Raw genomic sequence first — 12,910 nt, forward strand, 5'->3', positions numbered from 1 at the left:
ATCATTTGTTTCACAATTCGACATAATGTAGCCAACAAGAACTCGTAAACGATGCGTTCTTTCATCGAGGAAAGACCGCAACTCCGAAGCGAAACAGGCCAGCAATGCTTGAATTCGAAAATGTCAGCAAGTCCTTCTGGACCGGCACCCGGCGCAAGGTGATCCTTGATCGTGTTTCCTTTCGGATCGAACTTGGCCGCTCGGTTGGGATACTTGCACCCAACGGAACCGGAAAAACCACGCTGATCAACATGATGGCCGGTCTGGAAAAACCTGACGAGGGGGTGATCCGCCGCGAATGTAAGGTGTCCTTCCCAATGGGGTTTACCGGAGGGGTTTCCGGCAAGATGTCGGCGCTGGAAAACTCGCGATATATCGCAAAGATCTACGGCATGGACCCCGACTATATCGAGGCATATTGCCAATGGCTGTGCGGTCTGGGCGAATACTTCAACCAACCGCTTGCGACCTATTCATCAGGCATGCGGGCCCGGTTCACGTTTGCGCTGATGCTGGCACTTGATTTCGACATGTACCTGATTGATGAGGGCATGCCCGCCACAACCGATGTCGAATTCAACAAGAAAGCGGGCTCGATCCTGAAAGAGAGATTGCGCACCACAACGCTTGTGATTGTGTCGCATTCTCCAACCACTCTGGAAAAATTTGCGCGTCAGGCAGCGGTTCTAGTGGACGGGCAGCTTTACATGTTCGAAACCTTGGAAGAGGCAAAACAGTTATATGACTACCAAACCCAAGGCTAGAAAATACAACTGGCGCCGAAAACGCCAAGGCGAAGGTACACCGGATGCGCGCGCAGATGCGATTTCGCGTATTCGAAGTGCGACTCAACCACCCGAAGCGGCCAACAGTAAACAGCCCGGAACTGAACTGGACGAAATCAAGCGCGAGGGGCTGACCGGGCGCCAGTTACGCATGGCGCGACGGCTGGCACAGAAGAACGGGCTGGCGGCCACGTCGGATTACGACGCGGTTCGCCTGTTGCGCAAAAAGGGGATCGACCCTTTTCAGGGCAACAACCTGCTGGATCTGGCGGCTGCGGGTAACAAGGACGAGCAGGGCACGGCTCAGGTCGAGGACAAGGTAACGGTCCACCTGCCGCAAACTGTCGGAGATAAATCCCATCCCCTGCCCGGCCCGGAGTGGAGCCCGACTGAACGGCGCAACTATGAGATCAGCCAGATCCAGAAAGAGGTCGCCCGGCGTCGCAAACGGAAATTGTTTACCCTGTTTGCCCGTCTGGCCGCGTTTGTGCTGCTGCCCACATTCGTTGTGGGGTATTACTTCTACCGCGTTGCGACGCCGATGTATGCCAGCGACTCGGCGTTTTCGATCCTGCAGGCCGACGGCGGCGGCGGTTCGATTGGCGGCCTGCTTTCAGGAACGCAGTTTGCAACGGCACAGGACTCGGTCGCGACGCAGGAGTTTCTGGAATCCAAGGATGCCCTGCAACGTCTTGAACGCGATACAGGCTTTGCTGAAATCTTTAAGCAGGACTGGATCGACCCGGTGCAGCGGCTTTCCCCCGACGCCAGCCTGGAAGAGACGTACAAACTGTACAAGCGCATGGTGACAATCGGCTACGACCCCACGGATGGAATCGTCCGGATGGAGGTTGCGGCCCCGGATCCGGATATCGCCGTTGATCTGTCGAACCGGCTGATTTCCTATGCCGAAGATACAATCAACGGCTTGACCGAACTGAAACGCGAAGACCAGATGCGGGACGCCATGAAGGGGTTTGAAACCGCTCAGGAAGAGCGGCGCAAGGCGCAAGAAAAGCTGATCGAACTGCAGCTGGAAGGCGCGGTACTTGATCCCGAAAACGTTCTGGCGGGACTACGCGGCCGGATCAACGAGATCGAGATTTTGTTGCAGGACAAGGAGCTGCAGTTGGCCGCCCTTCTGGACAACCTGCGGCCCAACAAGGCTAAGGTCGATGGCGTTACCGCCGATATCGAACGGCTTGAGGTCGTGCTGGAGGAACTGAATGCCGAGATGCTGGACGCCTCGGCAGGCGAAAACTCGCTGGCGCGGCTGAGTGTCAGAATTCAGATGGCGCAGGCCGATCTGGCGGCGCGGGACATGATGCTTCAAACAGCCATGCAGCAAGTGGAAACAACGCGCACCGAAGCCAACCGTAAAGTTCGGTACCTGACAGTCTCGGTCAACCCCGTCCCCAGCCAGGAACCCAGCTATCCGCGCAAGTTCGAAAATACGATTTTGGCTTTCCTGTTGTTTGCTGGTATCTACCTGTTGATCTCGCTTACCGCGTCGGTCCTTCGTGAACAGGTATCCTCGTAAGACACATGAAACATGTAAAAATCTCCGACCTGACGGTTGGCAACGATCTTCCACTGACCGTCATCGCCGGCCCCTGCCAACTTGAAACCGCCGATCACGCCCAGATGATCGCAGGCACCATGAAAGAAGCCTGCGATGCCGCAGGCGCGCAGTACATTTTCAAGGCCTCCTATGACAAGGCGAACCGCACCTCGTTGTCCGGCAAGCGCGGCATGGGCATCGATGCCGGGCTGAAGGTGCTGGACGACATCCGCAGCTCGATGGGCATCCCTGTACTGACGGATGTCCACACCGAGGCCCAGTGCGCAGTCGCGGCCGAGGCGGTTGATATTCTGCAAATCCCCGCCTTCTTGTGCCGACAGACCGACATGTTGCTGGCCGCAGGTGAAACCGGCAAGGCCGTCAATGTCAAAAAGGGTCAGTTCCTGGCGCCGTGGGAGATGGGCAATATCGTCGACAAGATCGAAAGCACCGGCAACCAGAACATTCTGCTGACCGAGCGCGGCACATCCTTTGGCTACAACACGTTGGTGGCCGACATGCGATCACTGCCGCAAATGGCCAAAACCGGCTATCCGGTCGTGATGGATGCCACACATTCGGTTCAACAACCCGGCGGCAAGGGCGGCTCGTCCGGCGGGCAAAGGGAATTCGCGCCGGTGATGGCCCGTGCGGCGGTTTCGTTGGGCGTCGGCGCCGTGTTCATCGAAACCCACCAGGACCCAGATACCGCGCCGTCCGACGGCCCCAATATGATTCCGCTGGACCAGATGGGACAGCTGATTGCCACATTGATGCGTTTTGATGCGCTGGCCAAAGAAAACCCCATTCAGATTTAACGATTGAGAAGAATTATGACCAAACCCACGCCTGAGGTGACCCCCAACACCTGGAGCTTTCTGCGCGATGCGATGATCAAACCCACCGGGTTCCGCGAATATGACGCCCGCTGGAAATACCCCGAGGAAATCAACCTGCCCGGCATGACCGCGCTTGGTCTGGGGCTTGGCACGCAGATGCGCAGACGCGGGATCGAACCGGTGATTGCAGTGGGCAACGATTACCGCGACTATTCTCTGGCGATCAAGAACGCGCTGATCCTGGGGCTGATGCAGGCGGGTATTCAGGTCAAGGATATCGGCCCGGCCCTTAGCCCGATGGCCTATTTCGCGCAGTTTCATCTGGACGTGCCTGCCGTGGCGATGGTCACGGCCAGCCACAACCCGAACGGCTGGACCGGCGTCAAGATGGGCTTTGACCGCCCCCTGACCCATGGTCCGGATGAGATGTCCGAGCTGCGCGATATCGTCCTGAATGGCGAAGGTATCCCGCATGAAGGCGGATCTTATGAATTCGTCGATGGCGTGAAAGAGGCGTATATCGACGATCTGGTTGGCGATTTCAGAATATCCCGCCCGCTGAAAGTTGTGTGTGCCACAGGAAACGGGACGGCATCGGCCTTTGCCCCTGAAATATTCGAGCGGATGGGCGTCGAGGTCGTGCCTAGCCACAACCGGCTGGATTACACCTTCCCGAACTACAACCCCAATCCCGAAGCCATGGAGATGTTGCACGACATGTCCGACACTGTGAAATCCAGCGGCGCCGATCTGGCGCTTGGGTTTGACGGGGATGGCGATCGATGCGGTGTGGTCGATGACGAGGGTGAGGAGATTTTCGCCGACAAGGTCGGCGTCATCATGGCCCGCGATCTGGCCAAGCTTTATCCCAATTCGACCTTCGTGGCCGACGTGAAGTCCACGGGTCTGTTCGCCAGTGATCCAGAGCTTCGGGCGTATGGCGTAAAGGCGGATTACTGGAAGACCGGCCACAGCCACATGAAGCGCCGCGTGAAAGAGATCAACGCCCTGGCCGGGTTCGAGAAATCGGGCCATTACTTTCTGGCTGAACCAATTGGTCGCGGCTACGACTGCGGCATGCGCGTGGCGGTCGAGATCTGTAAACTGATGGACCGCAATCCTGATCAAAGCATGTCTGACCTGCGCAAGGCGCTGCCAAAAACGTGGTCGACGCCGACCATGTCACCCTATGCAGCAGACACCGAGAAGTACGATATCCTGAACCGCCTGGTCGACAAACTGGTCGCCAAGGCCGACGCTGGCGAAAGTTTTGCCGGACGTGCGATCAAAGAGGTGGTTACCGTCAACGGTGCCCGTGTCATTCTGGACAACGGCAGCTGGGGTCTGGTACGCGCCTCTTCGAACACGCCCAACCTTGTTGTGGTTTGCGAAAGCAGCGAGAGCGAAGGCGAGATGCGCGCCATATTTTCGGATATCGACGCGGTCATCCGTACTGAACCGGGCGTCGGCGATTACGATCAGACCATCTGATGTAACAACCGGGGCGCGGGTCGCGCCCCGGGTATTTCTGACCGGGCCGTCATTTCAGTCCGCGCCCAGCAGTTTCAGAAGACCTTTTTTGGCCTCTTCCTCAAGCTTGTTCTTGATGGCATCTTCGATTTGGCCACTGTCCGTGATCGTTGTGTCCAGTTCGCCGCCGACTTTTTCAAAGACCTTCTGCTTGGCGTCATCTTCAAGCTTCTTGAGTTCTGCATCAGCCGCGGCCTCGATCACCTTGCTCAGGTCCGGCCGGATCGAGGGGTTGCTCCATGGCCCCTGTATCCGCACCGGCACGGCAATGCCCTGACCCGAATTTGCCCGCAATGCGACCGGGGTGAACAGGTAATCGATGTCCCGGGTACCCAGCCCGACGCGACCTTTTCCATCCGCCCGGTAGTTATCCAACAGCATCAGCAGATCGTTATTGGTCAGCGTGCCTTGATCCATGGTGAACATGGCCGACAAGCTGTTGAAAACCGTTGTGCCGCCCGTGCCCTGCCCCCGGCCCATCAGACGGTCGAGATCGATACCCGCGATAACCCCTTTGCCAACATTGACGCCCCCTTTCCCGCTGAGGGATCGCATGATCTGGTCTTCGGTTTGCCCGACGCCCAGAAACTCGAGCGTTCCCGATCCGGTGCCCGAAAGCCGTTCGATCCCGGCCAGCGTTGAGAGCATCTGCTTCAGGTCAATCCCGTCAGCCCTAAGGTTGCCGCCCACCGACAGCCCGTTCCGGTTGTTGACCACCATCTGCCCGTTCAACTGTCCTGAGAACAAGGTGGCCGGGTGCATTTGAAACACAGCCCGCGCGCGATCAAGGTTCATGGTCAGATCGCTTTGGCCGAATGTCATTCCAGGAACCGCAATCGAGGTGGCCGTCAGGCGGATATTGCCGTTGGCCAAAGCCAGGGCTGATGCATCAATCGGGTCTTTGGACCAACCCGTGTCAGGCGCAGATGCACTGGTTGCTCCACCACCGGTGGAGGCATCGGTGCCAGTAATCTGAGACAGATCCAGATCACCCGCGCTCAGCCGGGCCGTGATCTGAGGCGGATCGGAAATGACAATGTCCGCCTCGCCAGTCAGGCGGTTGTTGTCCAGAATTGCGGTCATATCCCGCAAGGCGACCCGGCCGTCGCTGGTATAGGTCATCTGACCGGATACATTCGCCACGCGCCCCAGCCCCTGCGGCACATAAGTTCCGGCCCGCCCGAAGGCCGCCAGCATTTTCTCGGTGCTTGACGACTGGACCTCAAGCTGGCCGTCCATTTCCCCGGCCAGGTTGACCCGTCCGTCAAACCCGATCTGACCACCCGGCGCCGCAAGCAGCAACTCCAACGCGGTCACGTCTCCAGACGAAAATGCGGGTAGGTCGGGTATTTTCAGATCGACCTTCACGGTGCCGCCGGGCACCGCCATGCTGGCCTCCATCACCATTGGAGCGGTGACTTCGGGCCAACTGGCCGACAAATCGACATTCGCGAAATCCATCGTTGTGACACCGTTTTCGACGTAGATCAGCCGCACACGGGTCAGTTCCAGAAACTCCAGCGTGACCGTGCCAGCTTCGGCATCCGGCGCAGATCCCCCGGGATCGCCACCCGAAGTGGCAGCCGTCGCTGTGCCAAGTTCCCAGTTTGCGCGCCCATCCGACACTTCCAGTCGAAGAACCGGGTTTTCTGCCACGACCCGTTTGATCCTGATGTCACCGGACAACAACGCCGCTGCATCGACACCGAACATCAGGCGTTCCGCGCTCAGCATTGGTTCTGGTCCGGCCCATGCAGCGTTACCAAAGGTGACGGGCCCGGTTTCCATTCCGAGAACCGGCCAGAAGGACAGGTTCACGTCTCCGGACAGGTTCAGGTCGCGACCTGTCTGCGCCCGAACCTGCTCGGCCAGAATCGACCCCAGTTTTTCGCCCGGCATCAGCAGCAACGCGCCAATCACCAGCCCGATTACGGCAACGAATACGAACAGGATCCGCAACAACCACTTCATCTTTCTGCTCTCCGCCTTTTTGGCTTTTCTTTGCTTGGGATCATTCAAATCAAAAGCGGGATTTGCAAGGGGAAGCGTTCCCCACTATATGCCGCGCCATGAGCACGAACCCGCCAAACCTCCGCCCCGACCTGGCGCCTGCCGCCCGGATCACCGATACGCCCCGTCCGAACCAGCCGACCATCGGTATGGTGTCCTTGGGCTGCCCCAAGGCTTTGGTCGATAGCGAGCGTATCCTGACCCGTCTGCGTGCCGAAGGGTACGGCATTTCGCCCGATTATTCAGGGGCCGATGCCGTCATCGTGAACACATGCGGGTTCCTGGACAGCGCCAAGGCAGAATCGCTGGATGCAATCGGCGAAGCGTTGGTGGAAAACGGCAAGGTTATCGTGACGGGCTGCCTAGGCGCGGAACCGGACTACATCCGCGAGCGTCACCCGCGGATCATGGCCGTCACCGGCCCACATCAATACGAACAGGTGCTGGATGCCGTGCATTCCGCTGTTCCGCCCGATCCGGACCCGTTCGTCGACCTGCTGCCTGCCTCGGGCGTCAAACTGACACCACGCCACTACAGCTATCTGAAGATTTCGGAAGGCTGTAACCACAAATGCAAATTCTGCATCATCCCTGACATGCGCGGGAAACTGGCAAGCCGCCCCGCCCATGCGGTGCTGCGCGAGGCGGAAAAGCTGGTTGAAAGCGGTGTGCGCGAGTTGCTGGTAATCTCGCAGGACACCTCGGCCTATGGGCTGGATCGCAAATACGACGTCAACCCGTGGAAAGACCGCGAGGTACGCAGCCACATCACCGATCTGGCGCGCGAGCTGGGACAGCTGGAAGCCTGGGTGCGGCTGCATTACGTCTATCCCTACCCGCATGTGCGCGAACTGATCCCGTTGATGGCGGATGCTGGTTGCAATGTATTGCCCTATCTGGACATCCCCTTTCAGCACGCCCATCCGGATGTTCTGAAACGCATGGCCCGCCCGGCCGCCGCGGCCAAAACACTGGAAGAAATCGCCGCATGGCGCGCGACCTGCCCCGACATCACCCTGCGTTCGACCTTTATCGTGGGTTATCCGGGCGAGACAGATGCCGAATTCCAGACCCTGCTGGACTGGATGGACGAAGCCCAACTGGATCGCGTTGGCTGCTTTCAATACGAAAACGTAGACGGTGCCCGGTCCAACGACCTGCCGGATCACGTTCCTGCTGACGTCAAACAGGACCGTTGGGAGCGATTCATGGAAAAGGCACAGGCAATTTCAGAGGCCAAGCTGGCGGCCAAGGTTGGTCAGACGATTGAGGTCATCGTCGACGAAATCGACGAAGACGCCGCCACATGCCGCACGAAGGCAGACGCGCCCGAGATCGACGGCAACCTGTTCATTGACGAAAACTTCGAAACCCTGAAACCGGGCGACATCGTTTCTGTCGAGGTCGACGAGGCCGGAGAGTATGATTTGTGGGGAAAACTGGCCTGACCAAAAGACGTCAATCGCCGTGACGACCGGCAATTGGTACATTCAGATCAGGGCACGGATTTGCAGGCGGCCCTGAAAAGGACCGCCTGCGAAAGGCTTATTGGGAAACTGGATTACAGACAGTCTGACCCGCTTCGGTTGTGGCCAGTTCATAACCTGCCGGACAGCTCGGAGAACCGTATTTGTCATAGTCAGGCTGGATATAGACCGGGGCCGGCTCTTCCTGCTGAGAGCAGGCGGTCAGAATAAGGGCAAACGCACCTACGGCTGCGAGTTTCAGTTTCATGTCCGTCAATCCTCTATTACTTTTCTGATATTGCCCGGTTTTTCGGGCCAATCTCAGAATAAGAGTTGGCGGGCGTTCTGGCAACTAAACAGATCACAAATTCGTTATTTCGGGCAGAGTTACGCTGGTAAAGGCGACCACGAGCGCTGAAAATTCCACAACCGCTACCCTTTTCAGGCCTATGTTCTAAACTATTGAAATGACATCAGCCAACAACGGAGCAGCCAAATGGCCGACAGCCCGATCATTGCCCAGAAAGGCCCTTATCCGGTCGAAGTGACCGAAGGGAAAAGCTATTTCTGGTGCGCCTGCGGTACGTCCAAGAAACAACCTTTTTGCGACGGATCTCACAAAGGAACCGGGCTGGAGCCGGTGAAATACACTGCCGAAGCAACAAAGAAGGTGTTCTTCTGCGGCTGTAAGCAGACATCGAAACCGCCATTGTGCGACGGCTCACATTCTCGTCTTTGAAGACTTTCTAAGCGCCTCAAGAGTAGAGGCGTTTGCGCAGAAATCAGGCGCCTTTTCCGGTGGTGACTGCTGCGTTGCCAGCCATAACTCACATTTGCTGCTACAATCCGCTGCCCGGCACCGAGTAACGATTTCGGCAAATCCGTGGGGCGACAGTTCCCCTTCGGCCATCGCATCCGAGAACGAAACCCCGATGATCCGTGCGGTCGATCGGGTAAGCCAGAAGTGCTTGTCGATATCTCCCAGTCTGTCCGAATCCATCACTTGCATCCTTTTTGCCGGGTTTTCAGCACCGCAAACTGAGCCTTGTTCATACAGATTTCAGGGGCGTTGGACGCGTCTTCACAACGGTCCAACCATTCAGGACAGGCACTGGCCCAGTTACAGCCCCGGCATCGCTGCACCATGTTGCTCCAGTCCCGCTGGGTCAGGTGCCCGCCCTTATGCGCTGCGGCGATGTCTACGCCGGTCGCCTGCCCCATGCGCAGGACCAGTCGAAGATGGGTCATGATGTGTCCCAGTGGTGACATGGTACATCCGGCCGCTCAGGGTTTCAGTTTGTTCAGCAATTCCTGATTTCGGCAGTATTCCGGCGTCTGGCTTGTGGCTACCGCTTTGGTCAGGAAGTTCTCGCAATGGCCGGGATTGGGGCAATCGGTGCAGCGCAGAACGGCATCGGAAATCGCGTCGATCGAAACCTGGCCAGCGATGGCGGCTTCTTCCAGATCAACTCCGACAGTTGTGGCCATCTGGTCCAGAAGACCGGCATGGCGTCGCAATGTGTTACGGCTGAGCATCACGCATCCTTTCCCGTTCGCGTTACAAGAAAGGATATCGCACCCGGTCGCGTCAGCCTTTGACTCAGGTCAAGGTGCCGCCGCCTGATGATCTAGATAGGCGCGCGTCGCATCCTGCACGCGCCTAAAGCGATCACCCCCAAGTTTTTTCCCGCCGTACCAGCGCGTTACTACGATCAGATGACTGTCCAGACCTGCCCGCTCCATCATTCGCAGGATCACCATTCCGGCCCCGCTTTCGCCGTCATCCGCTTTGAGCGCACCGGTCGGCAGTACCGCAGCCCAGGTATTGTGCGTGGCTTTCGCATAGCTCTTGTCAGATTTCAGCTCACTCAAAACCGCATCGATTTCATCCCGGGTCTTAACTGGCGCACCGGATACCGCATATTTCGAACCGCGATCTGTCAGGATCACGCCCATCCGGACAAGCGATGTCATGGGGTCAGCCCCAGTTGCCGGGCGGTTTCCTGAACTATCTGCACACGCTGCGCGTTAGGTGGATGGGTGCCAAGAAACTTGTCACCCGGATCAGGAATGCGATTGAAATACACTGCCCCCACCAAGGGGTTGTATCCCGCCCTATAGGTAATGACGGTGCCCAGTTGATCGGCCTCAAGCTCGAAATCCTTAACATAGGCCTGCACACCGACCTGTGCCCCCAGTTTCTGCCAAGCTTCAACATCAGCGTCATCTCCTCCGTCGAGGCGCGCGAGGTCACCGAAAATCACCGCGCTCTCCTGCGAATTGTTCGACTGCCTGGCAAGGTGACCCAAAACGTGATGCGCGGCCTCGTGCCCCATAACAAACGCCAGTTCGTCGGCGTTCTTTGCTGAATTGATCATGGTCTGTGTGAAAATGATCACCGGTTGCCCGTCATCATCCAATGTCTGAAACGCGTTTTCTGGGGCCCGTGGGTTCAGATCAACCATGATCGTAAAGTCGCAGTTCCGGTTGCCCGACTGTCGCAAGCATTCAGTGCGCGCCGCTTTGCCGACTGCTCGGCTGATTTCGCGGAACTCTGCGGACGAGACCTGAGAACCCGGGCTTTCGCTGTCCCAATCCTCGGCAGGCAAAACGCGCAAAGTACCGCCTTCGCAGGCCGCCAGCAGAACAGAAACCAGCAAAAATATCAGGCGGCGCATCAGTAATCCTTTGGACCGGTCATACCGTATCGCAACCATAGCGTGCCATGCCGGGAACGGCCACGTCTGATTGGCAGTCAATGGGTTGCATTACCTGCGTTGGCCCTGCACTTTGCCTTTATGTTTTCGATTGAGCATGAATTCGACTCGACGGTCATTACCCTGGTGGACGAAGGCGAAAAGCCTTTGAACGAAGATGTCGTTATCAACAGTTTCGCAGAATGTGTGACGCTTGAACAATTGGATCCGCGCACGGACCAGGTTCAGAAAATTACCCTGTCACCCGAACAAGTGCGCGACTTGGCGGCGGCGCTGGACCTGCCCGAGGGGGTCTATCAGATACGCGAAACGCCACCTCAGAGATCATAGACAAAGGTTTTGTCACGAGCGGTCTGACCGTGCTTCAGGATCAAGGCAGACGCCGAAATCCCCATGGAGCGCGCCAAAAGCTTCCGAACCGCCTTGTTTGCCGTCCCATCTTCAGGTGCGGCGGTGACACAGACACGCAGAGTGGTGCCGTCCACCGCAATGCTGTCACGCGCTGCTTTTGGAGTAACCCTGACCGAAATCTGTTTGCCCGGCACGGCAAGTGCGCTCAGATCCGGTATATTTCGTAGTTTTGCTTTGGCCATCCTGCTTCCCTGTTCGCAACACCCTTGCATGAACGGGGACAGAGTGAAATTGATCTGACACCAAAACAGCTTGCCCTTGAATCAGAGGCAGTGCCACCCAAGATACAAACTGCCTATGTAAAGGAAGTTAACATATGCCTCTCAAGAATCAGGCTGCTCTGGAGTTTCTGCAAATCCGCCGCTCACGTCCGGCCAAAACGCTGATCGCACCGGCCCCGACGCGGCGAGAGCTGATGCCCCTGCTTACAGCCGCGGCTCGCAGTCCGGATCATGGCAAGCTCGAGCCCTGGCGTTTTCTTGTGCTGGAAAAAGGGGCGATGGCCCGTCTTTCGGAGCTGACCGGGGACTGCGGCGCTCGACTAGGGAAATCGCCTGAAGATATTTCCAAGGCCCGCAGCCAGTTCGACATGGGTCATCTGGCCGTCGCTGTGATCGAGGTTCAGAAACCATCGGAAAAAATTCCCGCCATCGAGCAGACCTACTCCGCCGGAGCGGTCTGTCTGGCGCTATTAAACGCGGCGCTGGCCGCCGGCTGGGGCGCGAACTGGCTGTCAGGCTGGCAAGTCCATGACCGCAAGTTCTGCAAGGACGCTCTGGGCCTGGCCGATCACGAGCGTGTAGCGGGCCTGATTCACATCGCGACCGAAGGAGCGGAACCACCCGAGCGCCCTCGCCCGGACGTGACCGCGCTGACGCAATGGGTTGTTGAATGATTATCTTTCAGTCGTTCTTCCTGGCGCTCGGCCAGATCGGAGACCCGAGATTTCGCAAGGTCCTGCTGCTGGGCGTCAGCTTGACTTTCGCATTGCTGGTCGTGGCTTATGCCGGTTTCCTGTGGCTTATCAATGCGCTTGTCGGCGACCAGGCCACTTTACCCTTGCTGGGTGAGGTCACGTGGCTGAACGATCTGCTCAGCGTGTCCTCACTGCTGTTGATGATGGTACTGTCCGTGTTTCTGATGGTGCCCGTCGCCTCAGCCATCACGTCGATGTTTCTGGATGAGGTCGCGCAGGCCGTCGAGGACAGGCACTATCCCAATCTGCCACCGGTTGTGGGCATTCCGGTATCCGAGGCGTTGAAGGATACGGTGAACTTTTTGGGCGTTCTGATCGCGGCCAACCTGCTGGCGCTGGTTCTATACGTGATCTTCACGCCGCTTGCCCCGTTTATCTTCTGGGCGCTGAACGGATTCCTGTTGGGGCGTGAATACTTCACTCTGGCAGCGATGCGCAGGCTGGGCCGCGATGGCGCGCGCAAGCTGCGCGCCAGGCATTCCGCAACCATCTGGATAGCCGGCACGTTGATGGCAATTCCGCTGTCAGTGCCGCTTGTAAACCTGCTGATCCCCATTATCGGAGCAGCCACGTTCACGCATATCTACCATCAACTGTCAGCCACGGACTTGTAAG

General features: G+C 57.8%; 17 protein-coding genes. 9 read left to right on the forward strand and 8 right to left on the reverse strand.

Going from position 1 to position 12,910, the window contains the following annotated elements; translation table 11 throughout:
• Window positions 1-104 precede the first annotated feature (104 nt).
• The 4 genes from ACR0J2_RS05740 to ACR0J2_RS05755 are packed head-to-tail and all read left to right on the forward strand — an operon-like array spanning window position 105 to window position 4,676.
• Window positions 105-764, forward strand: coding sequence for an ABC transporter ATP-binding protein (locus tag ACR0J2_RS05740; protein ID WP_170609701.1), 660 nt, complete (start codon window positions 105-107; stop codon window positions 762-764).
• A complete protein-coding gene (locus tag ACR0J2_RS05745) occupies window positions 742-2,325 on the forward strand; it encodes a KpsE/RkpR family capsule polysaccharide export protein (protein ID WP_170816738.1) in 1,584 nt (527 codons plus the stop codon). Before ACR0J2_RS05740 ends, ACR0J2_RS05745 begins: the two co-directional genes overlap by 23 nt.
• 5 nt (window positions 2,326-2,330) lie before the next feature.
• Window positions 2,331-3,164 (forward strand): 3-deoxy-8-phosphooctulonate synthase, encoded by an 834-nt coding sequence (kdsA, locus tag ACR0J2_RS05750; RefSeq protein ID WP_480811930.1) that lies wholly within the window; start codon window positions 2,331-2,333, stop codon window positions 3,162-3,164.
• 15 nt (window positions 3,165-3,179) lie between these two features.
• A complete protein-coding gene (locus ACR0J2_RS05755; RefSeq protein WP_480490304.1) occupies window positions 3,180-4,676 on the forward strand; it encodes a phosphomannomutase/phosphoglucomutase in 1,497 nt (498 codons plus the stop codon).
• 54 nt (window positions 4,677-4,730) lie between these two features.
• Here ACR0J2_RS05755 and ACR0J2_RS05760 read toward each other — a convergent pair whose 3' ends face one another.
• Window positions 4,731-6,686, reverse strand: a complete 1,956-nt coding sequence (locus ACR0J2_RS05760; protein WP_480811931.1) for an AsmA family protein — start codon at window positions 6,684-6,686, stop codon at window positions 4,731-4,733.
• A 98-nt stretch (window positions 6,687-6,784) separates the two neighbouring features.
• Here ACR0J2_RS05760 and rimO point away from each other — a divergent pair, with 98 nt between their 5' ends.
• On the forward strand, window positions 6,785-8,173 hold the full coding sequence (gene rimO / locus ACR0J2_RS05765; RefSeq protein ID WP_480811932.1) for a 30S ribosomal protein S12 methylthiotransferase RimO: 1,389 nt from the start codon (window positions 6,785-6,787) through the stop codon (window positions 8,171-8,173).
• 97 nt (window positions 8,174-8,270) lie between these two features.
• Here the strand turns inward: rimO and ACR0J2_RS05770 are convergent, their stop codons facing one another.
• Window positions 8,271-8,459, reverse strand: a complete 189-nt coding sequence (locus tag ACR0J2_RS05770) for a hypothetical protein (protein ID WP_170609689.1) — start codon at window positions 8,457-8,459, stop codon at window positions 8,271-8,273.
• Between the two features lie 228 nt (window positions 8,460-8,687).
• On the opposite strand from ACR0J2_RS05770, the gene ACR0J2_RS05775 reads away from it, so the two are divergent.
• Window positions 8,688-8,930: a CDGSH iron-sulfur domain-containing protein gene (locus ACR0J2_RS05775; protein WP_480525553.1), complete on the forward strand. Its 243-nt coding sequence runs from the start codon at window positions 8,688-8,690 to the stop codon at window positions 8,928-8,930.
• On the opposite strand, the gene ACR0J2_RS05780 is transcribed toward ACR0J2_RS05775, so the two are convergent.
• From ACR0J2_RS05780 to ACR0J2_RS05800, 5 genes are all read right to left on the reverse strand, one after another.
• Window positions 8,913-9,191: a DUF6455 family protein gene (locus ACR0J2_RS05780; RefSeq protein WP_480811933.1), complete on the reverse strand. Its 279-nt coding sequence runs from the start codon at window positions 9,189-9,191 to the stop codon at window positions 8,913-8,915. The two genes, ACR0J2_RS05775 and ACR0J2_RS05780, sit on opposite strands and share 18 nt — an antisense overlap.
• On the reverse strand, window positions 9,191-9,460 hold the full coding sequence (locus ACR0J2_RS05785) for a DUF6455 family protein (protein WP_480811934.1): 270 nt from the start codon (window positions 9,458-9,460) through the stop codon (window positions 9,191-9,193). Before ACR0J2_RS05785 ends, ACR0J2_RS05780 begins: the two co-directional genes overlap by 1 nt.
• A 15-nt stretch (window positions 9,461-9,475) precedes the next feature.
• Window positions 9,476-9,727 (reverse strand): DUF6455 family protein, encoded by a 252-nt coding sequence (locus tag ACR0J2_RS05790; RefSeq protein WP_170609681.1) that lies wholly within the window; start codon window positions 9,725-9,727, stop codon window positions 9,476-9,478.
• Between the two features lie 69 nt (window positions 9,728-9,796).
• On the reverse strand, window positions 9,797-10,165 hold the full coding sequence (locus ACR0J2_RS05795; RefSeq protein ID WP_480811935.1) for a YigZ family protein: 369 nt from the start codon (window positions 10,163-10,165) through the stop codon (window positions 9,797-9,799).
• A complete protein-coding gene (locus tag ACR0J2_RS05800) occupies window positions 10,162-10,869 on the reverse strand; it encodes a M48 family metalloprotease (protein ID WP_170805241.1) in 708 nt (235 codons plus the stop codon). The genes ACR0J2_RS05795 and ACR0J2_RS05800 overlap by 4 nt, the downstream gene beginning before the upstream one ends.
• Window positions 10,870-10,989: 120 nt before the next feature.
• Between ACR0J2_RS05800 and ACR0J2_RS05805 the strand changes: the two genes are divergently transcribed.
• Entirely contained in the window at window positions 10,990-11,238 is a 249-nt protein-coding gene (locus tag ACR0J2_RS05805) for a hypothetical protein (RefSeq protein ID WP_480811936.1), read from the forward strand.
• On the opposite strand, the gene ACR0J2_RS05810 is transcribed toward ACR0J2_RS05805, so the two are convergent.
• Window positions 11,226-11,501: a DUF167 domain-containing protein gene (locus tag ACR0J2_RS05810; RefSeq protein ID WP_480811937.1), complete on the reverse strand. Its 276-nt coding sequence runs from the start codon at window positions 11,499-11,501 to the stop codon at window positions 11,226-11,228. The genes ACR0J2_RS05805 and ACR0J2_RS05810 overlap by 13 nt on opposite strands.
• Window positions 11,502-11,635: 134 nt before the next feature.
• On the opposite strand from ACR0J2_RS05810, the gene ACR0J2_RS05815 reads away from it, so the two are divergent.
• Together ACR0J2_RS05815 and ACR0J2_RS05820 are read left to right on the forward strand one after the other, a co-directional pair.
• The gene (locus tag ACR0J2_RS05815) at window positions 11,636-12,214 is read left to right on the forward strand and encodes a nitroreductase family protein (protein ID WP_480811938.1); all 579 of its coding nucleotides are present in this window, start codon (window positions 11,636-11,638) and stop codon (window positions 12,212-12,214) included.
• Window positions 12,211-12,909 carry an EI24 domain-containing protein gene (locus ACR0J2_RS05820; protein WP_480811939.1) on the forward strand — a complete coding sequence of 233 codons (699 nt, stop codon included), beginning with the start codon at window positions 12,211-12,213 and terminating at the stop codon, window positions 12,907-12,909. The genes ACR0J2_RS05815 and ACR0J2_RS05820 overlap by 4 nt, the downstream gene beginning before the upstream one ends.
• Window position 12,910 lies beyond the last annotated feature (1 nt).

This window comes from Ruegeria sp. CG4 (assembly GCF_056537185.1).